Genomic DNA, 24,815 nt, shown 5'->3' with positions numbered 1-24,815 from the left:
GTGACGTTCCCTCAGGCAAGTTGATCGGCGATATGACGAGGCACGGGAATCTGGATTTCCAGCAGTTGCTGGGCAAATGCCTTGCCCTGGGGGTCGATGCGCAGGCTGGCCACGCCGCCGCCTCCGAGGGCGTTCTCCAGCAGAAAATTGAGGCTGTGGGTACCCGGCAAGTACCAGCGTTCGACCCGACCCTGTACGGGGTCGAGCACATGGCTCATCCAGTCGACGACTACGGCGGGTGTCAGGGCTTCGGCGATCCAGGGCAGGTACTCGGGCCGTCGGGCCATGACTCCGATATTGCTGTGATTGCCCTTGTCGCCGGAGCGCGCCACGGCCAGACGCACCAATGGCACGTTGGCGTCGGCGCGGCCTTCAGGGCGCGGTGGCCGCGGGTGGGCGGGCAGGTGGTCGCTGCCGGTGGCGTCTATCGACGGCAAGGCGCATGGGTGCGGCTGGCCCTCGAGCAGGACCTGCAACGGGCAGGCAGCGCGCTCCAACAGAAATGAAAACAGTCGGATCAGCGGGTACACCGTAGGCCGCCCGCCGACGATCCCGGTCAACCCCGGCGCCATGCCGGTGGCGGCCTGGGCGATCTCCCGGGAAAACAGGATCAGGGCCTGTTTGAGGGGATGGCGCACGGCCAGTTTGATGACCACTTCGCGACTGTCGCGGCGCTGGCCGTGAGGCCCGTAAGTGGCCTCGCTGCCGAGCAGTTCGATATTGACTTCGGTGTAGGGCGGCCAGCCGCGGGCAACGAACATTTCGGCGGTTTTGTCGATAATCGCCTGGCTGACGCGCTCGGCCTTGGCCACCGCATCGATGCCGGCGATCAGGCAACTGGCGGTGCAGCGAAAGCCGTCCGGGTAGGTGGCGCTGACCTTGTACAGACCGCTGGGCGGCAGGCCGAGGGCGCCGCTGACGTGCACCTGGTCAGGGCCTTGTTGGCGCAGTTTGACCTGGGTGAAGTCGCAGACCACATCCGGCAGCAGGTAGGCGCCGGGGTCGCCGATTTCATAGAGCAGTTGTTCGCCCACGGTCAGTGGGGTTACCCGTCCGCCGGTGCCGGGTGGCTTGGTCAGGGTGAATTGTCCGTCGCTGCCGGCTTCGATAATCGGGAAGCCGATATGGGCGTAGTCCGGTACTTCGCGCCAGTCGGTGAAATTACCGCCGGTGCATTGAGCGCCGCACTCGATCAAATGCCCGGCGAGGGCGGCCTGGGCCAGCTTGTCATAATCCTGCCAGGACCAACCGAACTCGTGGACCAGTGCTGCGCTGACCACCGCGCTGTCGACGACGCGTCCACTGATCACGATATCGGCGCCCAGGCGCAGGGCTTCGACAAGCGCCGGAGCGCCCAGGTAGGCGTTGGTCGATACGCACAACGGGGGCAGCGGTGCGCCGCTGAACATTTCATGAATGCCCTGGCTCGCTAGTTGCTTGAACTGGGGTTGCAGGTCGTCGCCCAGCACCACGGCGATTTTCAGCGCGACGCCGGCCCTATCGCAGGCGGCCTGCAGGGCGGCGGCGCAGGCCTGGGGATTGACCCCGCCGGCATTGCTGATCACGCGAATACCCTGGCGGGCGATCTCGCCCAGCAAGGGTTCGAGCACTTCGACAAAATCCGTGGCGTAACCGGCCTGGGGGTTTTTCATCCGTGCGCCGGCCAGCAGCGACATGGTGATCTCCGCCAGGTAATCGAACACCAGGTAATCCAGCCGGCCGCCTTCGACCAGTTGGGCGGCGGCGGTCGAGGTGTCGCCCCAGAATGCACTGGCGCAACCGATGCGAACGGTTCCTGTCATGTCAGCCTCCGAAATAAGCTGTAGCGAGACTACCAAGCAAGCGCTTGGTTTGTAAATCCTTCTGCCCGAGCGCTTGCTTGGGTGCCCCCGGAGGCTTAAATTGCGCGCGCAGCTCCCGGTTTCCGGGGCTGCGACTAGCATAGGTCGAGCTGAGGAGAGCGCCGTGGACGAGCAAAAAGCCCTGCGAGTGATGCATGAGTTGATCGACAACGGGCAATTGACCGATCCGCAGAGTGCGCGCGGCAAGCTGCTGCAAGTGGCAGCCCACCTGTTTCGCAACAAGGGCTATGAACGCACCACAGTGCGCGACCTTGCGGGCGCGGTGGGGATCCAGTCCGGCAGCATTTTTCATCACTTCAAGAGCAAGGACGATATCCTGCGTGCGGTGATGGAGGAGACCATCCGCTACAACACTGCGCTGATGGAAGCGGCCCTGAGCGAAGCCGACAGTGTGCGCGAGCGGGTGCTGGCGCTGATCCGTTGCGAGTTGCAGTCGATCATGGGCGGCAGTGGCGAGGCGATGGCGGTGTTGGTCTACGAATGGCGCTCGTTGTCGGCCGAGGCCCAAGTGCGGGTGCTGGCCCTGCGTGATATCTACGAAAACCTGTGGATGCAGGTGCTGGGTGAAGCGAAGGCGGCGGGGTATATCCGTGGCGATCTGTTTGTGACGCGCCGATTTCTCACTGGGGCCCTGTCCTGGACCATCACCTGGTTCCGTGCCGATGGCAGCATGAGCCTGGAGCAACTGGCCGAGGAAGCGCTGCTGCTGGTGCTCAAGGACTGTCCCGCGGATTTGCCTGCTTGATGGCGGACCTGCGTGGAAGTTGTCTAAGACGACAAAAACGCCTAGCTTAGCCGGATCGAGTCTCAAGCTGAGGTGGGTTGCCTTGAAGTCTTCGCCAATTTGGATGGCCTATGGATTTCTCGTGTCGGTCATGATGCTGCTGGTTTCCCTGTCGGCGGCGGCCGGGCAACTGGTCAGGGTCGGTGCCGCGCATTTTCCGCCTTACACCATTCGTCCGGAGCAGGGTGCTGACACGGGTATCCTGCCGCAACTGATCGAATCTCTGAACCGTGCGCAGAGCGATTTCCAGTTTGTGCTGGTGCCAACCTCGATTCCACGACGGTTCCGCGACTTCGAACAGAGCCGGATCGATATGGCGATCTTCGAGAACCCCCAGTGGGGCTGGCAGGACATTCCCCATGGCACCGTCGACATGGGCCTGGAAGATGCCGAAGTGTTTGTCGCCCAGCGCATGGACGGGCGCCAGCAGCCGTACTTTGATGACCTGCGCGACAAGCGCCTGGCGCTGTTTAGCGGCTATCACTATGCCTTTGCCGATTTCAATCCGGACCCGCGTTACCTCGCCAATCACTACAACGCGACCCTGACCTACTCCCACGACAGCAACCTGCTGATGGTGTTGCGCGGGCGTGCGGACATGGCACTCATCACCCGTTCCTACCTAAGTGACTACCTGGTGCGTAACCCAGCGGTTGCCGGGCAACTGCTGATCTCCGTACGCACGGATCAGGTCTATCACCACTACGCCTTGATCCGCCCGAAGGCCGCGATCAGCCCGGCTGAATTTGCCCGGATGCTGGCCCATCTGCGGGAGCTGGGCGAGCTGCAACGCATCTTCCGCCCTTACCGAATCGACGTACTGCCGGTCGCTCCATAAGCGCGTTCTCATGTGCTGCGCGGCCCACCGGCTAAATTCCGGCGTTCGGGCCACGTCCTACAGATAACTCCACGACCCGTGTCCCGCGCTGTCATGTCCAGTTGCAGTGACGATGCTCTACCGCTCAAGACCGCCTGCTGGTTTTCGGCCTTGGCGCACCATGACCTGCCCGCGCGGATCGGCGGCCAACCCCCGGGCAGCGAGCGACATAACCGCTGTATGCACTGCGCCGGGGAGTTCGATTTCGCGCACAAGCGCGCCGCGCTGCTGATGCTGGGCCGGGGCGCTACGAAGCGCTAGGGCTCGGACGCTGGGCAAAGGTGTCGGCCTTGGCGCCGGAGACCTTGCGGCAATGCACCAGCGCATCGCGAATCATGAAGTTGACCAGGGTCGGCGAGACGCCCAACTCCTTGGCGATGTCCTTCTGCGGCACGCCATGCAGGCGGTACATCTCGAACGCATAGCGAGTGCGCTTGGGCAGTTCGTTCAGCGCGTCGGCGATATGTTCCAGGGTCGAGAAATTGATATGGGAGGTTTCCGGCGAGGCACCATGGATGACCACATTCAGCCCTTCCTCTTCGGTGCCGGAATACTTCTGCTCCAACGCCTGCTTGCGATAGTGATCGATCGCCAGGTTGCGCACGATCTGGAACAGGTAGCTGAGCTGGGCCTTGAACGAGGAGGTGATCTGGGGAGCCGATTGCAGGCGGAAAAAGGCGTCCTGCACCACATCCTCGGCCCTTGAGCGGCAGCCGGTGATACGCGCCGCGATCTTGACCAGGATCAGGCGGTTGTCGACGAAGGCCTGGAGTAACGGTGAATCGCACTTGCTTGTGGATACGTGTTCCGTCATGGAAATCACCTTGTTACAGAGTGGTTAGCGGGCGGGCTTTTCACTGGGCGCCGTCCTACATATCGGGCAACAAATTAGGTCTGATGATAATTATTGTCAAATGCGAAATGTAATTATTTGAGCATTGAAAGATGCCATCAGTGCTGCCATCACGGCCCCTGAAACAAACCGGATGCAGAGCACAGTGGCGACTAATTATTTCAATCCTTCATCCGTTTTCATGGTGGACAGGCCGGGTTTAGGCATCGGCTTGCAATGTGCATCCACGGGAGAACGAGATGGTCATGGCGCAGCACAAACGGCGAGAGGGCGAAGGGTTACGCCCGGTCTGGCGGGGTGCATTCCTGCTCTTGGGAGGCGTGCAATGACCGGCGTGCGTCTGTTCTGTCTACCGTATTCAGGGGCCAGCGCCATGGTCTACAGCCGTTGGCGGCGGCATGTGCCGCAGTGGCTGCACGTGCGTCCCATCGAGTTGCCCGGACGTGGCATGCGTATGGACGAACCGCTGCAACGGGACATCGCGCGCCTGGCCGGGCAGTTGGCCGATGAAATTCGCGCCGAGCTGGATCGCCCCTATGCCTTGTTCGGCCATAGCCTGGGCGGCCTGCTGGCCTTCGAACTGGCCCATGCCCTGCGTGAGCGCGGCCTGCCGGCGCCGCTGGCGCTGTTTGTTTCGGCGACCGCTGGCCCGGCACGCCGCGATGTGAGCGATTACGCCGTCGAGAAGACCGACGCCCAGTTGCTGGCGCGTTTGCGCGAGCTGGGCGGCACGGCAGAAGAAGCGCTGGCTAACCGCGAACTGATGGCTTTGATGTTGCCGATCCTGCGCGCCGATTTTCTGTTGTGCGGCAGCTTCCGCTACGGCGTACGCGAGCCCCTGGCGATCCCGTTGCATGTGTTTGGCGGCAAGCAGGACAGTGTCCGTGCCGACGAGCTGCTCGACTGGCAGGAGGAAACCAGCATCGGGTTTTCCCTGGATATGTTCGAGGGCCATCACTTCTACCTCCACGCCGAAGAGGCGCAGCTACTGCGCTATCTGCGGCGCTATACCGATGAACACTTGGCCCGCTGGCGCAATGGCGCAGCGCGACAGGCCGTGCGTGTGGCCAGCTGACTAGCTGCGTCACCCGCTCGCGTTTTTACGACCCCTATTGGCAAGCCGAATCCAGGCAGGAATCCCACGATGGACGCATTCGAACTCCCCAGCACCCTGGCCCATGCTCTTCAACGCCGCGCGGCACTGACGCCGGACCGGTTGGCCCTGCGGTTTCTCAGCGATGAGCAGGAAGCGGGGGTGGTGCTGACCTACCGTGACCTGGACCAGCGCGCGCGGACCATCGCCGCTGCCCTGCAGGCCGAGGTCGAGGTGGGTGAGCGGGCGGTGCTGCTGTTTCCAAGTGGCCCGGACTATGTCGCGGCGTTCTTCGGTTGCCTGTACGCCGGGGTGATCGCCGTGCCGGCGTATCCGCCGGAGTCGACCCGGCGTCATCATCAGGAGCGATTGCTGTCGATCCTGGCCGATGCCGAGCCCCGCCTGCTGCTGACCAGCGCGGCTTTGCGCGAGCCCCTGCTGCAACTCGATGCCCTGCACGCCGTCGGTGCGCCGCTGCTGCTGTGCGTCGACAGCCTTGATCCGGTCCAGGCCGAGCGCTGGCAGGCCCCAGTGTTGCACGCCGACGATATCGCCTTCCTGCAATACACCTCCGGTTCCACCTCGTTGCCCAAGGGCGTGGAGGTCAGCCATGGCAACCTTGTGGCCAATGAGCGGTTGATCCGTGAGGGGTTTGGCATCGATCTCAATCCTGACGATGTGATCGTCAGCTGGTTGCCGCTCTATCACGACATGGGGCTGATCGGTGGCTTGTTGCAGCCGATCTTCAGTGGCGTGCCCTGCGTGTTGATGGCCCCGGCGTACTTCCTGGCGCGTCCGCTGCGCTGGCTGGAGGCGATCAGCCAATACGGCGGCACCATCAGTGGCGGGCCGGACTTTGCCTACCGCCTGTGCAGCGAGCGGGTCAGCGAGGCCGCGCTGGCACGGCTCGACCTGAGCCACTGGCGCGTGGCCTATTCGGGCTCCGAGCCGATTCGCCAGGACAGCCTGGAGCATTTCGCGCAGAAATTTGCTGGCTGCGGTTTCAGCGACAGCAGTTTTTTTGCGTCCTATGGCCTGGCCGAAGCGACACTGTTCGTGGCCGGTGGGCGCCGGGGCGAGGGCATCCCCGCGTTGCGCCTGGATGAGCGCGCGCTGGCCGACAATCGCGTCGAGCCGGGCCAGGGCAGTCCGGTCATGAGCTGTGGCACCGCGCAGCCGGGCCATGGTGTATTGATCGCCGATCCCGTCAGCCTGGTGCCGCTGGCGCAAAACCAGGTCGGGGAAGTCTGGGCCACGGGCCCGAGCATTGCCCGGGGTTACTGGCGCGATCCCACGGCCTCGGCCAGCACTTTTGTCGAACATGCCGGGGGGACCTGGTTGCGTACCGGCGACCTGGGCTTCCTGCGCGAAGGCCAGTTGTACATCACCGGCCGCCTGAAAGACCTGCTGATTGTGCGCGGTCATAACCTCTACCCCCAGGACATCGAGCAAACCGTCGAACGCGAGGTGGAGGTGGTGCGCAAGGGCCGGGTCGCGGCATTTGCGGTGAGTGCCCAGGGCCAGGAAGGCATTGGCATTGCTGCGGAAATCAGCCGCAGCGTGCAAAAAATCCTGCCGCCGGAGGCATTGATCAAGGCGATTCGCGAGGCTGTCGCCGAGGCGTACCAGGAGGCGCCCAGCGTCGTGGTGCTGCTTAATCCCGGCGCCTTGCCCAAGACCTCCAGCGGTAAGTTGCAACGCTCGGCCTGTCGCACTCGTCTGGCCGATGGCAGCCTGGACAGCTATGCGCTGTTTCCCGCGTTACCGGTGGCGTCCGGCGAAGCGGTCGAGGCGGTCGAGGCCGACGCCGATCTGCAAGCGCTGATCGCGCGCTGCTGGAGCGAACAGTTGCAGGGCCAGCATGTGGCCGGCGATGGGCATTTTTTCCTGTTGGGCGGTAACTCCATCAGCGCCACCCAGGTGATTGCGCGCCTGCGTGACGAATTGGACATCGACCTGAACCTGCGACTGCTGTTCGAATCACCGACGCTGGCGGGGTTTACCGCGCAGGTTGCGGCACTGCGCAGTGCCGGCCGGCAACGCCAGAGCGCCATTGTCCAGCTGGACCGTGATCAGGGCCTGGCGCAATCCCTCGCGCAGAACCGTTTGTGGTTTCTCTGGCAGTTGGATCCCCAAAGCAGCGCCTACACCATTCCCGGCGCATTGCGCTTGCGCGGCGAACTGGATGAAACGGCGCTGCGCCAAAGCTTCGAGCACCTGATCGAGCGCCACGAAGCCTTGCGCACGCGTTTTTACGAGCACGGCGGGCAAGCCCTGCAACGGGTCGAGCCGACCCAGGCCTTCGAACTGCAGTGCATCGACCTCAGCCATCTCCCGGCGTCGGAGCGTGAAGCCCGCGCCGCGCAGATTCGCGAGGACAAGGCCCGGACCGCCTTCGATCTGCAACACGACCCGTTGCTGGCGGTGAGCCTGGTCCGGCTCGATGCGCAGGAGCATCAGTTGTTGGTGACCTTGCACCACATCATCGCCGATGGCTGGTCGCTCAATATTCTGCTCGATGAATTCGCCTGCCTCTACGCGGCCGCGACCCAGGGCGTTCGTGCCGAGCTGGCGCCGCTGCCGCTGGGCTATGCCGACTTCGCTGCCTGGCAGCGTCATTGGCTGGGCGCCGGCGAGGCCGCGCGCCAGCTTGCCTATTGGCAGCAGCAACTGGCCGGCGAGCAGCCGGCCCTGGCCCTGGCCACCGATCATCCGCGTTCGGCGCGCCAGGCCCACAGTGCGGCGCGCTACAGCCTGCGCCTGGAGGCCGGGCTCAGTGCCCAGGTACGCGCTGTGGCCCAGACCTTCGACGCCACGCCATTTATGCTGCTGCTCGCGGTCTACCAGGCGGTGCTGCACCGCTACAGCGGCCAGCGTGATATCCGTGTCGGGGTGCCCGGTGCCAACCGCCCGCGCCTGGAGACCCAGGGCTTGATCGGATTCTTTATCAACACCCTGGTGCTGCGCGCGCAGCTCGATCCGCGCCAGCCATTCAGTGCCTTGCTGGCCCAGGTGCGTGACGCCACGCTGGGCGCCCAGGCCCATCAGGACCTGCCGTTCGAGCAGTTGCTCGAGGCTTTTCCCGAGGCGCGCGAGACGGGGCTGTTCCAGGTCATGTTCAACCACCAGCAGCGCGACCTGGGCGCGTTGCAGCGTCTGCCCGGGTTAGTGGCCGAAGAGCTGCCGTGGCACAGCCGCGAAGCCAAGTTCGACCTGCAACTGCACACTGAGGAAGACCGCCATGGGCACTTGAGCCTGGCCTTCGACTACGCCGACGAGTTGTTCGAGCGTGAGACCATCGAGCGCCTGGCCGGGCATTTTGTCGAACTGCTGCAACAGGCCTGCGCCCAGCCCCATGCCGCCCTTGGCGATCTGCCGCTGTTCAGTGCGACCGATCAGCGCGAGCAACTGGCCTGGGGCGCGGCGGCCTGCGCGCCGGCCACGGTCTGGTTGGCCGAGGCTCTCGATCGCCAGGCGCTGCTGAGCCCCGAACGCCCGGCATTGCTGTGGGAAGGCGGGGAGCTGAGTGTGGCGCAACTGCATGCCCAGGCCAATCGCCTGGCCCACTACCTGCGCGACAAGGGCGTCGGCCCGGATGTGCCAGTGGCGATTGCCCTCGAACGTTCGCCGCAACTGCTGGTGGGCCTGCTGGCGATCATCAAGGCCGGTGGCGCCTATGTGCCCCTGGACCCGGAGTATCCGGCCGAGCGCCTGGCCTACATGCTGGCCGACAGTGGCGTGGAACTGCTGCTGACGCACAGCTCACTGCTCGACAGCCTGCCGACCGCTACCGGTGTCAGCGCCATCGCCATGGACCTGCTCAACCTCGACAGTTGGCCCAGCCACGCGCCGGGCCTGCACCTGGAAGGCGATAACCTGGCCTATGTGATCTACACCTCCGGTTCCACCGGCCAACCCAAGGGCGTCGGTATTACCCATGGCGCCCTGGCCGAGCGGCTGCAATGGATGCAGGCCACCTATGGGTTGCAGGCCGATGATGTGCTGATGCAGAAGGCCCCCATCAGTTTTGATGTTTCGGTATGGGAGTGTTTCTGGCCACTGGTGACGGGCTGCCGTCTGGTGCTGGCCGGGCCGGGCGAACACCGTGATCCACGGCGGATCGCGCAGTTGGTCCAGGCTTTTGGCGTGACTACGCTGCACTTTGTCCCACCGCTGTTGCAGGTGTTTATCGAGGAGCCGCTCAGCGCCGGTTGCAGCAGCCTGCGCCGGCTGTTTTCGGGTGGCGAGGCCTTGTCGGCGGCCCTGCGCGACCGGGTATTGGCCCAGTTGCTGGCGGTGCGTCTGCACAACCGTTACGGACCGACCGAAACGGCCATCAACGTGACCCACTGGGCGTGCTCGCGCGAGGACGGCGAGCAATCACCCATCGGCCGGCCCCTGGGCAATGTGTTGTGCCGGGTCCTGGACGCCGAACTGAACCCGCTGCCCAGTGGCGTACCGGGGGAGCTGTGGATTGGTGGCATCGGCCTGGCCCGTGGTTATCTGGGCCGTCCGGGGCTGAGCGCCGAGCGCTTTGTCGCGGACCCGCTCGGCACGGCGGGTGAGCGTTTGTACCGCACCGGCGACCGTGTGCGCTGGGGTGCCGATGGTGCGTTGCACTACCTGGGGCGGCTCGATCAGCAGGTCAAATTGCGCGGCTTTCGCCTGGAACCCCAGGAGATCGAGGCACGCCTGCTGGCGCAGCCGGAGGTTACCCAGGCGGTGATCGTGGTGCGCGAGACGGCGGCCGGCGGGCAGTTGATCGGCTACTACACCAGCAGCCTCGACGAAGGCGATGCAAGCCTGCACAGCCAGCAGCTCAAGGCCGCGTTGGCCGAGGAACTGCCGGACTATATGGTCCCGGCACAGTTGATCCGTCTGGACAGCATGCCCCTGGGCCCCAGTGGCAAGCTCGACCGCACGGCCCTGCCGGCGCCGCACTGGCAACTGCGCGAGCATGTGCCGCCGCAAAGCCCGTTGCAGCACCAGATCGCCGAGATCTGGTGCACCGTCCTCGGCCTGGAGCGGGTCGGCTTACAGGATGATTTCTTTGCCCTGGGCGGGCATTCCCTGTTGGCCACCCAAATTATTTCCCGCACCCGTCAGGCCTGTGATGTCGAGCTGGCGCTGCGCGTGCTGTTCGAGGCCAGCGAACTGGGGGCCTTTGTCGAGCAGGTGCAGGCCTTGCGCAGCGCCGGCTTGCATAACGAGCAGCCGCCGATTGCCCGGGTCGACCGCCGTCAGGCGGTAGCGCTGTCCTACTCCCAGCAGCGCATGTGGTTTCTGTGGCAGTTGGAGCCGGACAGCCCGGCCTATAACGTCGGCGGCATGGCGCGGTTGCGCGGGTCGCTCGATATCGGCCGCTTCGAGGCGGCTTTGCAGGCGCTGATTCTGCGCCATGAAACCCTGCGTACGACTTTCCCAAGCCGCGATGGCGTGGCCTGTCAGCGTGTGGCGCCACAATCGTGCGTGCGGATGCACTGGCAGGATTACTCCGCGCTGCCGGCCGCCGAGCGTGAGCAACGTCTACAGGCCTTCGCGGACGAGCAGGCGCACCAGCCCTTCGACCTGGAAACCGGGCCGCTGTTGCGTGCCTGCCTGGTCAAGGCCGACGCCCAGGAGCACTACTTTGTCCTGACCCTGCACCATATCGTCACTGAAGGCTGGGCCATGGATATCTTCGCCCGGGAGCTGGGGGTGCTCTATGAGGCGTTCCTGGACGACCGCGAGTCGCCACTTGAACCGCTGGCCGTGCAGTACCTGGACTACAGCGCCTGGCAGCGCGAATGGCTGGAGGCCGGTGAGCGCCAGCGTCAGCTCGATTACTGGGTCGCCCAACTGGGTCACGAACACCCGCTGCTGGAGCTGCCGAGCGACCGACCGCGGCCGCCGGTGCAGAGCCATCGCGGTGGGCTCTATCGCTTCGACCTCAGCGAGACGCTGGCCGAGCGAGTGCGCTTGTTCAATGCCGAGCACGGGCTGACGCTGTTCATGACCATGACCGCCGCACTCGCGGTGCTGCTCTACCGCTACAGTGGGCAGAACGATCTGCGCATCGGTGCGCCGGTGGCTAACCGCATCCGTCCGGAGAGTGAAGGGCTGATCGGCGCCTTTCTCAATACCCAGGTACTGCGCTGCCGGATCGACGGGCAGATGAGCGTCGGCCAGTTGTTCGAACAGGTCCGCCAGACCGTGATCGAAGGCCAGTCCCATCAGGACCTACCGTTCGACCATCTGGTCGAGGCCCTGCAACCGCCGCGCAGCGCCGCCTACAATCCGTTGTTCCAGGTGATGTGCAATGTCCAGCGCTGGGAGTTCCAGCAAAGCCGCACGCTGGCGGGCCTGCAGGTCGAGTACCTGGTCAACGATGCGCGGGCGACCAAGTTCGACCTCAACCTGGAGGTTACTGACCTCGACCATCGCCTTGGCTGCTGCCTGACCTACAGCTGCGATCTGTTCGACGAGCCGCGCATCGCGCGGATGGCCGCGCACTGGACCACGCTGCTGCAAGCGCTGCTGGGCGATCCGGCCCAGCGCGTGGGCGAGTTGCCGTTGCTGCAGCGCGAAGAGCAACGTCGCCTGTATCTGGGCGAACCGACCGGAACGGCCGACGGGCGCTGCCTGCATGAGCTGTTTGCCGAGCAGGCCCGCCTGCGGCCCGAGGCGCCGGCCCTGACCTTTGCCGAGCAGACCCTGAGCTATGCCGAACTGGACCGTCAGGCCAATCGCCTGGCCTGGCTGCTGCGCGAGCGCGGCGTTGGCCCGCAGGTACGGGTCGGCCTGGCGCTGGAGCGGTCGCTGGAAATGGTGATCGGCCTGCTGGCGATTCTCAAGGCCGGAGGGGCCTATGTGCCGCTTGATCCCGAGTACCCGCTGGAACGTCTGCGCTATATGGTCGAAGACAGCGGTGTCGCGCTGCTGTTGGGCAATGCGCCGTTGTTGGCGGCCCTGGGCGAACTGCCTGAAGGTGTCGGCCAATGGTGCCTGGAGACCGACGTTTCGGCGCTGGCCGGCTATCCATCGAGTGCGCCTGTATCGCTGACCCTGGCCGAGCATCAGGCCTACCTGATCTACACCTCGGGTTCCACCGGTCTGCCCAAGGGGGTGGTGGTCGGCCAGGCGGAAATCGCCATGCACTGCCAAGCGGTGATCGAACGCTTCGGCATGCGCGCTGATGATTGCGAGCTGCATTTCTATTCGATCAACTTCGATGCCGCCACCGAACGCTTGTTGGTACCGCTGCTCTGCGGTGCCCGCGTGGTCCTGCGGGCCCAGGGGCAATGGGATGCCGAACAGATCTGCCAATTGATCCGCGAGCAGCGGGTCAGCATTCTCGGTTTCACCCCCAGCTACGGCAGCCAGCTGGCGCAGTGGCTGGCCAGCCAGGGGCAACGCCTGCCGGTGCGGATGTGTATCACCGGCGGTGAAGCCCTGACCGGCGAGCACCTGCAACGGATTCGCCAGGCCTTCGCGCCGGCGCTGTTCTTCAATGCCTACGGCCCCACTGAAACCGTGGTCATGCCATTGGCCAGCCTGGCGCCTGAAGCCCTCGAGGAGGGCGCCGCCAGTGTGCCGATTGGCCGCCTGGTGGGTGACCGCCGAGGCTATGTGCTCGATGCCGACCTGGCGCTGGTGCCCCAGGGTGGCAGTGGCGAGCTGTATATCGGCGGTGCCGGTCTGGCCCAGGGTTATCACGAGCGTGCAGGGCTGACGGGCGAACGGTTTGTCGCCGACCCCTTTGCCCTCGACGGCGGTCGTTTGTACCGCACCGGCGACCGGGTGCGCCAACGCGCCGATGGCCTGCTGGAGTTCCTCGGGCGGATTGACCAGCAAGTGAAAATCCGCGGTTTCAGGATCGAGCTGGGCGAGATCGAGATGCGTCTGGCGGAGCAGCCCCAGGTCCTGGAAGCGGTGGTGCTGGCTCTCGATATGCCGGGCGGCAAACAGCTGGCGGCGTATCTGGTCAGTCCGCTGTTCGCGGCGGATGACGAGCAGCAGGCGCAGTGGCGCGAGTCCCTCAAGGCTGCGTTGCGCCGCCAGTTGCCGGACTACATGGTGCCGACTCACCTGGTACTGCTCGAACGCCTGCCGTTGACCACCAACGGCAAGCTCGATCGGCGGGCCTTGCCGGCCCCGGACCTGGAACTCAATCGCCAGCGCTATGTGGCGCCGAGCAACGCGTTGCAAGCGCAGTTGGCGACGATCTGGGGCGAGGTCCTGAACCTGGCGCAGGTCGGGCTGGACGACAACTTCTTTGAGCTGGGCGGCGACTCGATTCTGTCGATCCAGGTCGTCAGCCGGGCACGCCAGCTGGGCATCCATTTCAGCCCGCGTGACCTGTTCCAGCACCAGAGCATCCAGGCCCTCGCGGCGGTGGCGACCCGCAGTGAACAGGTGGTCGCCGAGCAGGGCCTGTTGAGCGGTGCCACTGCGTTGACGCCGATCCAGCACTGGTTCTTCGAGCAACCCATGGGCGTGCGTCAGCACTGGAACCAGGCGTTGTTGCTGGAGCCGCTGATGCCCCTTGAAGGCCGGCGCCTGGAACAGGCGCTGCTGGCGCTGCTCGAACACCACGATGCCCTGCGCCTGGGCTTTGCCCAACAGGCCGGGCAATGGCGTGGCGAGTACCGGGCGCCGGGTGGGCCGGCCGTGCTCTGGTCGGTACGGGTACTCGATCTGCAGGACTGCGTGGCGTTGTTCGAGCAAGCCCAGCGCAGCCTCGATATCGAACAGGGGCCACTGGTGCGTGCGGTATTGGCCGAAGATCCCCAGGGCCGCCAGCGTTTGTTGTTGGCGATCCATCACCTGGCGGTCGACGGGGTGTCCTGGCGGGTGCTGCTCGAAGACCTGCAGCACCTCTATGGTCAACAGGGCAGCTCCCAGCCCCAAGCCCTGGCGGCGAAAACCAGTGCCCTGCGGGACTGGGCGAACCGCCTGCACGCCTATGCGGGCAGTGAATCGCTGCGTGAAGAATCGGCCTGGTGGCAGGCGCAACTGGCCGGTGCGCCGATGCTATTGCCGGGCACCGATGCGGCGGGTGGCAACCTGCAACGGCATGCACAGACCGTTAGCGTGCGCCTGGATGCCGAGCGCACCCGCCAGCTGTTGCAACAGGCCCCCAGTGCCTATCGCACCCAGGTCAACGATCTGCTGCTAACGGCTCTGGCCCGTGTGCTGTGTCGCTGGAATGGGCAACCGTCGGCGCTGATCCAGCTCGAAGGGCATGGCCGCGAAGCGCTGTTCGACGAAATCGACCTGACTCGCACGGTGGGCTGGTTTACCAGTGCCTATCCGTTGCGCCTGACCCCGCTGCTGATCGAAGAAGCGGCCGGGCAGGGCGCGTCGATCAAGGCCATCAAGGAGCAATTGCGCAGCGTTCCGCACAAGGGCCTGGGCTATGGCGTGTTGCGCTACCTGGCGGACAGCGCCAGCCGGGCGAGCCTGGCCGAATTGCCCGTGGCCCCGGTGACCTTCAACTACCTGGGGCAGTTCGACCAGAGTTTTGGCACCGAGGCGCTATGGCGTCCATTGGATGAACCGCTGGGCAGTGCCCATGATCCCGACGCCCCGTTGCCCAACGAGTTGAGCATCGACAGCCAGGTCTATGGCGGTGAGCTGCTGCTGCGCTGGACCTTCAGCGGCCAGCGGCACGCGGTGCACACGATCGAGGAACTGGCGCAGGCCTACTGCAACGAACTGCACAGCCTGATCGACCATTGCCTGTGCGACGGTACGGGGGGCCTGACGCCGTCGGACTTCCCCCTGGCCCGGCTCGACCAGGCGCAACTCGATGGCCTACCGGTAATGGCAGCGCAGATCGAGGACGTCTACCCGCTGACGCCGATGCAGGAAGGCATGCTGCTGCACACCCTGCTGGAGCCAGGCACCGGTCTGTACTACATGCAGGACCGCTACCGGATCAACAGCGAGCTGGACCCCGAGCGCTTTGCCCGGGCCTGGCAGGCGGTGATCGCGCGTCATGAAGCCCTGCGGGCGTCGTTCTGCTGGAGCGTTGGCGAGCAGATGTTGCAGGTGGTGCATAAGCCCGGCGCGGTGCCGTTCGACTACCAGGACTGGAGCCACATGGCCGAGCCGGAGCAGGAACCGCGCTTGCAGGCCTTGCTCAAGGCGGAGCGCGAGGCCGGGTTCGATCTGCTGCACCAGGCGCCGTTCCATCTGCGCCTGATCAAAGTCGGCGCAGCGCGCTACTGGTTCCTGATGAGCAATCACCACATCCTGATCGATGCCTGGTGCCGCTCGCTGCTGATGAGTGATTTCTTCACCTTGTACACCGCCGAGGACGGCGCCCAATTGGAGCGTGCGCCGCGTTATCGCGACTATATCGCCTGGTTGCAGCGCCAGGATCTGCAGGCCGCCAGGCAGTGGTGGCAGCACAATCTGCAAGGTTTCGAGCGCGCGACCCCTATCCCCAGCGATCGACCCTTTCTGCGCGAGCATGCCGGTGACAGCGGCGGCATGCTGGTCGGCGACTGCTATACCCGGCTCGAGCCGCGTGACGGTGTGCGTCTGCGCGAACTGGCCCAGGCCCATCAACTGACGGTCAATACCTTCGCCCAGGCGGCCTGGGCCCTAGTGCTGCGCCGCTTCAGCGGCGAGCGGGACGTGCTGTTCGGCGTCACCGTGGCTGGTCGACCGGTAGAGATGCCGCAGATGCAGCGCACCGTCGGGCTGTTCATCAACAGCGTCGCCCTGCGCGTGCAGGTCCCCGAGGACGGCCAGGGGGGCAGCGTGCGCCACTGGCTGGGGGAACTGCTCGAACGCAATATGGAACTGCGCGAGTATGAATACTTGCCGCTGGTAACGATTCAGGAACTCAGCGAACTGCCCAAGGGCCAGCCGTTGTTCGACAGCCTGTTCGTGTTCGAGAACGCCCCGGTGGAAGTCGCGGTGCTCGACCGCGCGCAGAGTCTCAATGCCACCTCCGACTCGGGCCGTACCCACACCAACTTCCCGCTGACGGCGGTCTGTTATCCGGGCGATGACCTGGGCCTGCACCTGTCCTATGACCGGCGCTATTTCGAGGCCGCCAGCGTCGAGCGCCTGCTGGGCGAGTTCAAGCGCCTGCTGCTGGCGTTGGTTGACGGTTTCCACGGACAGATGGCCGATTTGCCGCTGCTGGGTGCGGTGGAGCGTGAGTTTCTGCTCGAGGGCTGCAACCAAAGCGCGCGCGAATATCCGCTGGAGCGCAGTTACGCCGAGCTGTTCGAGGCCCGGGTGGCCGCACACCCCGAGCGGGTGGTCGCCAGTTGCCTGGAGCAGCACTGGAGTTATGCCGAGTTGAACCAGCGGGCCAACCGCCTGGGCCAGGCCCTGGTGGCGGCCGGGGTGGGCTTCGATCAACCGGTGGCGCTACTGGCCGAACGGGGCCTGGAGTTGCTGGGGATGATGGTCGGCAGCTTCAAGGCGGGCTCAGGTTATCTGCCCTTGGACCCGGCGCTGCCGGCCCAGCGCCTGGAACGCATTCTCGAACTGAGTCGCGCGCCGGTGCTGGTCTGCAGCCAGGCGTGCCAGGAGCAGGCCCGAACCCTGATCGATGCCAGTGGCTGTGCCGTCCGGCCACGGCTACTGGTGTGGGAGGCGGTGCAGGTGCAGTCCTGGGCGCAGGACAATCCCGCCCGCTACAGCGGCCCGGACCATCTGGCCTATGTGATCTTTACTTCGGGCTCCACCGGCTTGCCCAAGGGCGTGATGGTGGAGCAACGCGGCATGCTCAATAACCAATTGAGCAAGGTGCCCTATCTGCAACTGGACGAGCACGACGTGATCGCCCAGACGGCCTCGCAGAGCTTCGATATTTCGGTCTGGCAGTTCCTCGCCGCGCCCCTGTTCGGCGCGCGCGTGGCGATTGTGCCGAATGTGATTGCCCATGATCCGCAAGGCTTGCTCGAACATATCGAGCAGCAGGGCATCAGCGTGCTGGAAAGCGTGCCGTCGCTGATCCAGGGCTTGCTGGCGCAGGACGCGCGGCCGCTGGCGGGCCTGCGCTGGCTGTTGCCGACCGGAGAAGCGATGCCGCCGGAACTGGCCCATCAATGGTTGCTGCGTTATCCACAGGTCGGGCTGGTCAATGCCTACGGCCCGGCTGAGTGCTCGGACGATGTGGCGTTTTTCCGGGTCGACCTGGCGTCGACTCGTGGCAGCTACCTGCCCATTGGTACCCCGACTGACAACAATCGCCTGTACTTGCTCGATGCCGAGCTGGAGCTGGTGCCGCTGGGGGCCGTGGGCGAGTTGTGCATCGCTGGCGCGGGGGTGGGTCGCGGCTATGTGGGGGATGCGCGGCGCACGGTGCCAGTCTTTGTGCCGAATCCGTTCGGGGCGGCGGGCGAGCGGCTGTACCGCAGTGGCGATTTGGCACGGCGTCGGGTCGATGGGGTGCTGGAGTATGTTGGCCGGGTCGACCATCAGGTGAAACTGCGCGGTTACCGGATCGAACTGGGCGAGATCGAAGCGCGCCTGCATGAGCAGCCGCAGATTCGCGAAGCGGCGGTCAGCCTTCAGGAAGGGCCGAACGGCAAGTACCTGGTGGGCTACCTGGTGGCGCAGGGTGTCCAGGACGAGGCTGTGCAACTGGAACAGATCAAGCAGCGCCTGCGCAGTGAGTTGCCGGAATACATGGTGCCGTTGCACTGGCTGTGGCTGGCGCGGTTGCCACTCAATGTCAATGGCAAGCTCGATCGCAAGGCCCTGCCGGCGCTGGAGATCGGCCAGTTGCAGGGGCAGGACTACCTGGCGCCGCGCAATGAACTGGAGACCACGTTGGCCGGGATCTGGGGGGCGGTGCTCAAGGTCGAGCGGGTGGGCGTGCGTGACAACTTCTTCGAACTCGGCGGGCACTCGTTGCTGGCCACCCAAATCGCCTCAAGGGTGCAAAAGACCCTGCAGCGCAATGTGCCGCTACGGGCGATGTTCGAGTGCAGCACAGTGGAGGAACTGGCGGGCTATATCGATGGCTTGCAGGCCAGTGACATCGACAGTGCCAAGGTCGATCGCCTGAGCGATCTGATGGCGGCGCTGGAGGATCTATAGGGTGCGTCGCTCGTTGATTTCAACGGGCTCCGTAGCCCCTGGCAGCAGACTGCGATAGGGCCGCAGGCCCGTGGCGGGTTGAATAACGCCGCGGGCCCGGCGGGTTTATTTCGGGCCGAGGATCTTGCTCAGTTTGTCCGGGCTCGGGGCGCCCTGCTGTTGTTGCAGGCGTCCCTGGTCGTCGAGGTAGAAAATCGCCGGTGTGGCGGCCGCCCCCATTTCATCCATCAACTGGCTATTGGCATCGAGCTTGGCCTGGATGGCCGGCGGGATGCTTGCCAGCGGCTTGAGGGTGCTCGCCTTGCCAGCCTGTTCGTGTTCGAGCAGGGCCTGCTGCGGGTCCTTGGCGGCCAGCAACGCGGCGGATTTGGCCGGGCTGTCGGCACGGATAATCCCTACCATGATATGGCGCAACTGCACCTTGCCCGCCTTGACCCAGGGCCGTGCCTGTTCCCAGAACATATTGCAGTACGGGCAGTTCGGGTCGCTGAAGAGGTAGACGATACGCGGCGCATCGGCGCGGCCATCGGCAATCCAGTCGCTTTTCTCCATCTTCGCCCAGGCCTGCTTGGCCATCGGCCCATACACCAGTATTTCCAGGGGCGCCTGGCTCAGGTCCTTGCCATCGGCATCGTAGAGACTGCCGGCGATCACGTATTTGCCATCGGCGGTGAGGTACAGCGCCAGCCCTTGATTCTGATACTGCGCGGCATACCCGCGCAGCCCGCCGGGAGCCTCGAAGCTGCCGACGATCTTGGCGCCCTTGGCTTCGATTTTCTTTACGGCAGCCGGCCATTCCTCGGCCTGTGACAGCGGTGCCTGCAACCAGGTGGCCGCCACCAACAGGGGCAGGGTCAGCAGATAGCGTTGGCGGGACATGGTGTTTTCCTTGTGGGAGCGACCGCAGGGGCCGTGGATGAGTCGAAATTTTCCAGGGCGCGGGCCAGGCTGGCCTGGGACAGTTCGCCCAGGTGGCTGGCAAGCAGACGCCCGTCGTTGCTGTAGAACAGCGTTGTCGGCAGGGCCATGGAGCCGACTTTCTGCGCCAGCTGGCCGCCGTTGTCGAACAGCACATTGTTCAGGTTGAGGCCCTGGGTGGCGAGGTAGGTCGCCACGCTTTGCATGCTTTCGGCCTGGTTGACGAACAGGAAGGTCACGTCCTCGTGTTCATGCTGGGCTTGTTGCAGCACCGGCATTTCCCGTCGGCACGGCGGGCACCAGGTGGCCCAGAGATTGATCACCAGCGGGCCGCCCTTGTAGTCGCTCAGTTGCACCGGCTCACCGGCGGCATTGCGCAGGGCGATCTCCGGCAGGCGGGTGCCTTGCTCGTAGAGGTTCGAGGACAGGCTGGCCAGCAGCCAGAAGGCCAGGCCGCTGCCCAGGCCCAGCCCGAGGGGACGGCGCAGGGGCGGGCGGCGCCAGCTCCAGAGCAAGGCGCCACACAGGATTGCCAGCACCCCCGGCCAGATCAGGAAGCCGCCGTCGCGCAGGTCGACAATCTGCAGCAGGTCGCCTGCGAAGTACTTCCAGTAGGCGATGACGAAACCGATTCGTGCGGCCAGCAGGCCCAGCAGAAACAAGCTGAAGAGTACCGACTCGGGGTTCTCGCCGCCCCGCTTGGCCACGCGCCAGCCGACCAGGGTGGCGATGGCCAGGGCCAGTATCAGCAGCAGGTGGTTCAACGCCAGGGCGAAGGAACCAAGGGTCAGTGTCAGCATTAGCGGGCTTCCCGGGTGCTGTTCCAGTGAGTGAGAAAGGCCTGGGCATTCACCTCGCCGGTGATGCGCCGGGCCCGGCGCTCCAGGCCGTCGGGGCCGAGCCAGACAAACGTCGGTGGCCCCGGGACCTGGTAGCGCGAGAGCAATTGGCGGCTGGCGTCGTTGTCGGCGGTGACGTCCAGGCGCAGCAGATGCACCGCGCCCAGGGCTTGCAGCACCTCGGCGCGGGCGAATACCTGTTTCTCCATGACTTTGCAGGACACGCACCAATCGGCATAGTAATCGAGCAATACCCACTGTCCGCGTGCCTTGGCCGCGTCCAGTTCGCGCTGCAAACTAGCCGGATCCTTGACCGTGGTAAAGGCCTCGTGGGCCGTGGACACGCTGCTATTGCCCGAACCGCCGGCGTAGACCTGCAACGGTTGCAGTGGGTCGTTGCCACCGCCGGCCGCACCGATCAGCATCAGGGCGCCCCAGAGCCCACTCAGGCCGGCCAGGATCAGCGCAAGCAGAGCACCACGCGCGGCCCGAGCGACCTGCATCGCAGTCCCCGCCGCCAGGCTGAGCAACAGTGCGCCGCCCAGGCCCAGCCACAGGGCTTCATCGAGCAGCGGACGGATCAGCCACAGCGCGGTGCCGAGGAACAGAAAGCCGAACAGGCCCTTGACCAGATTCATCCAGGCGCCGGGCTTGGGCAGGAAGCGATTGCCGACCGTGACCAACAGCAACAGCGGCAGGCCCATGCCCAGGCCCAGGGTGAACAGCACCAGTGCTCCCTGGACGGCATTGCCACTTTGGGCGATGTACAACAGAACCCCGGCCAGGGGTGCGGTCATGCAGGGGCCAACCAGCAGGCCGGACAGCGCCCCGAGTACGCCGGCACCGGCCAGGCTGCCGCCGCGCCGGCCCTGGCTGGCGGCGGTCAGGCGATCACGCAGGGCGGCCGGCAACTGCAATTCAAAGGCACCGAACATCGGCAGGGCGAGCAAGACGAACAGCGCGGCAAAGCTGCCCAGTACCCAGGGTTGCTGCAGCAAGGCAGCCAGATTGCCGCCCAGCAATGCGGCCAATACGCCCATGGCGGCATAGACAAGTGCCATGCTCAGCACATAGCTGCCGGCCAGGGCCAGGCCGCGGCGGGGGCTGGCGCCACTGCCGACGACCATGCCGGCGAGAATCGGCAGCATCGGCAGGGAGCAGGGGGTGAAGGCCAGCAACAAGCCCAGTCCGAAGAACAGCAGCAGGCTCCAGCCCAGCGCCTGCTGTTGCAGGTTGGCGGCCAGGCTCTGGTCCGGGGCTTGTTCGGTGCTGTTCGCTGCGCTCGCCGAGCCGCCCAGGTCCAGGGCCAGGGTTTGCGGCGGATAGCACAGGCCGGCGTCGGCGCAACCCTGCCAGCCCAGTTTGACTGTGCCGGTGGCGCCGGCCGGCAGGCGCAGTTCCAGGCTGTGCCGATAGACCTGCTGGGCGCCAAAGAACTCGTCGCTATGGGCTTCGCCTTCCGGCAGGGCGGGTTTTTGGGCCTCGGGCAGCCCCTCGAACTTCAGACGTTGCTGGTACAGGTAGTAGCCGTCGGCGATGCGCCAATGCAGCAGGGTTTCACCTGAATCGAGGGGGGTGGAGGTAAAAACAAAGGCCTTGGCGACCGGCAGGAACTCTTCCTTTTGGAACGGGTTGCCCGGCAGGGCCTGGGTCAGGCCCGACGCGAGTAAAAAAAACAGCACCCACAAACGACGCATTGGAGTTTTCCCGGCAGTCAGCAATAGCCAGGCAGGATGGGCACGGGCGATTAACCGATCATTAACCGTGCACCCAGGCGCGGCTGGCGGGATAATCCTGCCTTAACCACACGGGTGTTGACTGCGACGTCTTGCCCCTTTCACGCCTTATACGGGTATTGCCATGCATGTACTGGTCTGCGAAGACGATGAACTGATTGCCAGCGGCATCGTTGCCGGCCTCACGGCCCAGGGCCTGACTGTCGAGCACGTGGCCACGGCCGCCGCCGCCCGGGCGATGCTGCGTGCGGCGTTGTTCGATGTCATGGTGCTCGACCTTGGCCTGCCCGATGAGGATGGCCTCAAGTTGTTGCAGCAATTGCGCCAGCAAGGCGTGGACCTGCCGGTGTTGATCCTGACCGCGCGCGACTCGGTGACCGACCGGGTCGACGGCCTGCAGGCTGGCGCCGACGATTACCTGCTCAAACCTTTCGATCTGCGCGAGCTCTGCGCGCGCCTGCATACGCTGTTGCGCCGGGTCGCCGGACGCAGCGTCAATCTGATCGAGCACGGCCCGCTGAGCTACGACCCGAGCAGCCGCGAAACCCTGCTCGATGGCCAGCCGGTGGATCTGTCCCGCCGCGAACAGGCGCTGCTCCAGGCCCTGCTGCACAACCGCGGCCGGGTGCTGTCCAGCGAGCAGCTCAAGGACAGCGTCTACGGCTTTAGCGACGAAGTCGAAAGCAACGCCCTCAACGTGCATATCCACCACTTGCGCCGCAAGCTGGGCAACGGCATCGTCGAGACGGTCCGCGGCCTGGGCTATCGCCTGGGGCCGGCGGGTGATGGGCAAGCGTCCCGATGATGAGCCTGCGCCTGCGACTCAGCCTGACCATCGGTACGGCCTTTGTGCTGATCTGGGCCCTGGCGGCGGCCTGGATGCTCAGCGATCTGCGCAACCAGATGATGTTTTCCCTCGACCAGCGCTTGGTGGCTTCGGCGCGCATGGTGGCCGGTTTACTCGAACAGTTGCCGCCTTTGCCGAGCAAGGGTGAGGGCACCCATTTCAGTGCCGAGCAATTGAACATTCCCGGCGGGATGGCTTGCCAGGTCAGTTCGCTGCGCGGCGAGATCCTGGCTCGCAGCCATGGCACGCCGGACCAGGCCATGGAAGATGAGCGCGTGGGTTTCCATGACCAGATGATCGACGGGGCGCCCTGGCGAACCTTTACCCTGGCGCGGGGCGACCTGCGCATTACCACTGCTGACCGGCAGGTCGAGCGCGAGGCGCTCAATCTGTCCGTGTTGCTGGCGGCCTCGGTGCCGGTGGGCATGGCCTTGATGGGCTGCCTGTGCCTGTTGTGGCTGGGGATCGGCCAGGGCCTGGCGCCGCTCAATCGCATCCGCGATGCCTTGATGCGCCGCAGCGCCGACTCGCTGGAACCGTTGCAGGTGCAGCCGCTGCCCAGTGAACTGCAGCCATTGCTCGACACCCAGAACCAGCTGTTCCAGCGCATCGGCAAGACCATTGAGCGCGAGCGGCGCTTGACCGGCGACGCAGCCCACGAGCTACGCAGCCCGCTGACGGCGATCAAGACCCACCTGCAGGTCGCGCGCATGACCGAAGGCGCAGCCCGTGACCAGTCCCTGGCCCATGCCGAGGCGGGCGCCGACCGCTTGCATCGGACCCTGGAACAGTTGCTGCTGCTGGCGCGGGTCGAGGGCAGCCTGTCCTTCGATGACGGTGTGCAGTGTTCGGCCGAGCAAGTCGCGCGCCTGGCGATCCAGGATGCCAGCGGCGCGCGCCAGCGTATCCGCCTGCACCTGCCCGACGGGTTGACCACGGCACCGCTGGACATGCCTTCGACACTGGCCATTGCCGCCCTGCGCAATCTACTGGACAACGCCTTGCGTCACACCCGGGACGAGGCGCCGGTCGACCTGACGGTGGAGGTAATCGGCAGTCGCGTGCGCTTCCAGGTTCGTGACCACGGCACAGGCATCGCCGAGGAGGATCTGCAGCATCTGACCCAGCGCTTCTGGCGCGACGGCAAGAGCAATGGTTGCGGCCTGGGCCTGGCGATTGTCCAGGCGATTGTCCAGCGTTGCGCCGGCCTGCTGCATTTCGACAACCGCCCGGACGGCCTGCGCGCCGAACTGAGCCTGCCGTTGCGGCAGGTCTGAGACGCTTCGCACGTCCCGTGTCACCTTTGCCCCATCGTCACGGCTCCGGCCGTGGCGCTATGGTTTGCGCGCTGTCACTCAATGGATTGAGGAACCCGCGCCATGGCCATCGCCCTAACCGTCTGCCCCGCGGCCTGTGCCGACGCGGGTATTATCAGCCGCATACTGATCCACTCCATTGAGCGAGGCTGCGCCCTCGATCACCGCAATGCGCCCTTGATCGTCCAAGCCTGGACCCGCCACAAAAGCACCGCCGATGTGCTGGCCTGGCTGGCGCAATCGCGGCTGTACCTCAATCTCGCCCTGCTGGACGACAAGCCGGTCGGCATCGGCATGGCCCGTGCCGACGGCCGTATTGCCCTGTGCTACGTACAGCCGGAATGGTTTCGCCGTGGCGCGGGACGGGCGCTGATGGCCGACCTCGAAGCTTGGTTGCAACGCCGCCTGTGCCGCCGGGCATGCCTGAACAGCACCCGTACTGCCGTTGATTTCTACCGGCGCCTGGGGTATCGACCCTGCGCCCCCCGCTTTGGGATTGCCGGGCTGATGGCGACGCCCATGGAAAAACTTCTCCCGCAAAGCCCGGCCGGGGAGTAAATCCGGGAGGTGCTGGTGCGTTTTCAGAACAGGCCCACCCGCGCTGCAGGTTCACTGCCCAGCGGCGCGATGCTGGCACCAT

General features: G+C 65.2%; 13 protein-coding genes. 8 read left to right on the top strand and 5 right to left on the bottom strand.

The genetic code is table 11. From position 1 onward, the window contains the following. Positions 1-11: 11 nt before the first annotated feature. Positions 12-1,802 carry an acyclic terpene utilization AtuA family protein gene (locus tag NPS46_RS19900; protein WP_274110157.1) on the bottom strand — a complete coding sequence of 597 codons (1,791 nt, stop codon included), beginning with the start codon at positions 1,800-1,802 and terminating at the stop codon, positions 12-14. 163 nt (positions 1,803-1,965) lie between these two features. On the opposite strand from NPS46_RS19900, the gene NPS46_RS19895 reads away from it, so the two are divergent. From NPS46_RS19895 to NPS46_RS19885, 3 genes are all read left to right on the top strand, one after another. After that, complete coding sequence (locus tag NPS46_RS19895; protein ID WP_274110155.1) at positions 1,966-2,607, top strand: TetR/AcrR family transcriptional regulator; 642 nt, start codon at positions 1,966-1,968, stop codon at positions 2,605-2,607. Positions 2,608-2,737: 130 nt separating this feature from the next. Next, complete coding sequence (locus NPS46_RS19890) at positions 2,738-3,484, top strand: substrate-binding periplasmic protein (RefSeq protein WP_274110445.1); 747 nt, start codon at positions 2,738-2,740, stop codon at positions 3,482-3,484. A gap of 93 nt (positions 3,485-3,577) precedes the next feature. Beyond that, on the top strand, positions 3,578-3,784 hold the full coding sequence (locus NPS46_RS19885) for a hypothetical protein (protein ID WP_274110153.1): 207 nt from the start codon (positions 3,578-3,580) through the stop codon (positions 3,782-3,784). Here NPS46_RS19885 and NPS46_RS19880 read toward each other — a convergent pair. Continuing rightward, positions 3,771-4,337: an RNA polymerase factor sigma-70 gene (locus NPS46_RS19880; RefSeq protein ID WP_274110151.1), complete on the bottom strand. Its 567-nt coding sequence runs from the start codon at positions 4,335-4,337 to the stop codon at positions 3,771-3,773. The two genes, NPS46_RS19885 and NPS46_RS19880, sit on opposite strands and share 14 nt — an antisense overlap. A 364-nt stretch (positions 4,338-4,701) precedes the next feature. On the opposite strand from NPS46_RS19880, the gene NPS46_RS19875 reads away from it, so the two are divergent. Both NPS46_RS19875 and NPS46_RS19870 read left to right on the top strand, forming a co-directional pair. Beyond that, positions 4,702-5,451: a thioesterase II family protein gene (locus NPS46_RS19875; RefSeq protein WP_274110149.1), complete on the top strand. Its 750-nt coding sequence runs from the start codon at positions 4,702-4,704 to the stop codon at positions 5,449-5,451. Positions 5,452-5,520: 69 nt separating this feature from the next. Continuing rightward, positions 5,521-18,519, top strand: coding sequence for a non-ribosomal peptide synthetase (locus tag NPS46_RS19870; protein WP_274110147.1), 12,999 nt, complete (start codon positions 5,521-5,523; stop codon positions 18,517-18,519). A gap of 105 nt (positions 18,520-18,624) precedes the next feature. On the opposite strand, the gene dsbG is transcribed toward NPS46_RS19870, so the two are convergent. Genes dsbG through dsbD form a run of 3 tightly spaced genes read right to left on the bottom strand, consistent with a single transcriptional unit; the run spans position 18,625 to position 21,973 of the window. Then, positions 18,625-19,398, bottom strand: a complete 774-nt coding sequence (gene dsbG, locus NPS46_RS19865; RefSeq protein ID WP_274110145.1) for a thiol:disulfide interchange protein DsbG — start codon at positions 19,396-19,398, stop codon at positions 18,625-18,627. Continuing rightward, entirely contained in the window at positions 19,374-20,237 is an 864-nt protein-coding gene (locus NPS46_RS19860) for a TlpA disulfide reductase family protein (RefSeq protein WP_274110143.1), read from the bottom strand. The genes dsbG and NPS46_RS19860 overlap by 25 nt, the downstream gene beginning before the upstream one ends. Continuing rightward, the gene (gene dsbD, locus NPS46_RS19855) at positions 20,237-21,973 is read right to left on the bottom strand and encodes a protein-disulfide reductase DsbD (protein ID WP_274110141.1); all 1,737 of its coding nucleotides are present in this window, start codon (positions 21,971-21,973) and stop codon (positions 20,237-20,239) included. Before dsbD ends, NPS46_RS19860 begins: the two co-directional genes overlap by 1 nt. Before the next feature lie 163 nt (positions 21,974-22,136). Here dsbD and NPS46_RS19850 point away from each other — a divergent pair, with 163 nt between their 5' ends. The 3 genes from NPS46_RS19850 (at position 22,137) to NPS46_RS19840 (ending at position 24,733) form a co-directional block, all read left to right on the top strand. Next, positions 22,137-22,817: a response regulator gene (locus NPS46_RS19850; RefSeq protein WP_274110139.1), complete on the top strand. Its 681-nt coding sequence runs from the start codon at positions 22,137-22,139 to the stop codon at positions 22,815-22,817. Continuing rightward, a complete protein-coding gene (locus NPS46_RS19845; RefSeq protein WP_274110137.1) occupies positions 22,814-24,136 on the top strand; it encodes an ATP-binding protein in 1,323 nt (440 codons plus the stop codon). The genes NPS46_RS19850 and NPS46_RS19845 overlap by 4 nt, the downstream gene beginning before the upstream one ends. Positions 24,137-24,238: 102 nt before the next feature. Then, positions 24,239-24,733 carry a GNAT family N-acetyltransferase gene (locus NPS46_RS19840; protein ID WP_274110135.1) on the top strand — a complete coding sequence of 165 codons (495 nt, stop codon included), beginning with the start codon at positions 24,239-24,241 and terminating at the stop codon, positions 24,731-24,733. Positions 24,734-24,815 lie beyond the last annotated feature (82 nt).

Source organism: Pseudomonas putida, from assembly GCF_028682395.1.
GTDB classification, from domain to species: Bacteria; Pseudomonadota; Gammaproteobacteria; order Pseudomonadales; family Pseudomonadaceae; genus Aquipseudomonas; species Aquipseudomonas putida_AB.
Note: the sequence above shows the minus strand (reverse complement) of the source record. Positions and strands in the feature narration are given on the sequence as shown.

Bases quoted from the DNA above. Each gene is read 5' to 3' on its own strand.
- NPS46_RS19900 (WP_274110157.1), bottom strand. From the start codon at position 1,802: ATGACAGGAACCGTTCGCATCGGTTGCGCCAGTGCATTCTGGGGCGAC.
- NPS46_RS19845 (WP_274110137.1), top strand. From the start codon at position 22,814: ATGATGAGCCTGCGCCTGCGACTCAGCCTGACCATCGGTACGGCCTTT.
- dsbD (WP_274110141.1), bottom strand. From the start codon at position 21,973: ATGCGTCGTTTGTGGGTGCTGTTTTTTTTACTCGCGTCGGGCCTGACC.
- NPS46_RS19890 (WP_274110445.1), top strand. From the start codon at position 2,738: ATGATGCTGCTGGTTTCCCTGTCGGCGGCGGCCGGGCAACTGGTCAGG.
- NPS46_RS19860 (WP_274110143.1), bottom strand. From the start codon at position 20,237: ATGCTGACACTGACCCTTGGTTCCTTCGCCCTGGCGTTGAACCACCTG.
- dsbG (WP_274110145.1), bottom strand. From the start codon at position 19,398: ATGTCCCGCCAACGCTATCTGCTGACCCTGCCCCTGTTGGTGGCGGCC.
- NPS46_RS19870 (WP_274110147.1), top strand. From the start codon at position 5,521: ATGGACGCATTCGAACTCCCCAGCACCCTGGCCCATGCTCTTCAACGC.
- NPS46_RS19880 (WP_274110151.1), bottom strand. From the start codon at position 4,337: ATGACGGAACACGTATCCACAAGCAAGTGCGATTCACCGTTACTCCAG.
- NPS46_RS19840 (WP_274110135.1), top strand. From the start codon at position 24,239: ATGGCCATCGCCCTAACCGTCTGCCCCGCGGCCTGTGCCGACGCGGGT.
- NPS46_RS19875 (WP_274110149.1), top strand. From the start codon at position 4,702: ATGACCGGCGTGCGTCTGTTCTGTCTACCGTATTCAGGGGCCAGCGCC.
- NPS46_RS19885 (WP_274110153.1), top strand. From the start codon at position 3,578: ATGTCCAGTTGCAGTGACGATGCTCTACCGCTCAAGACCGCCTGCTGG.
- NPS46_RS19850 (WP_274110139.1), top strand. From the start codon at position 22,137: ATGCATGTACTGGTCTGCGAAGACGATGAACTGATTGCCAGCGGCATC.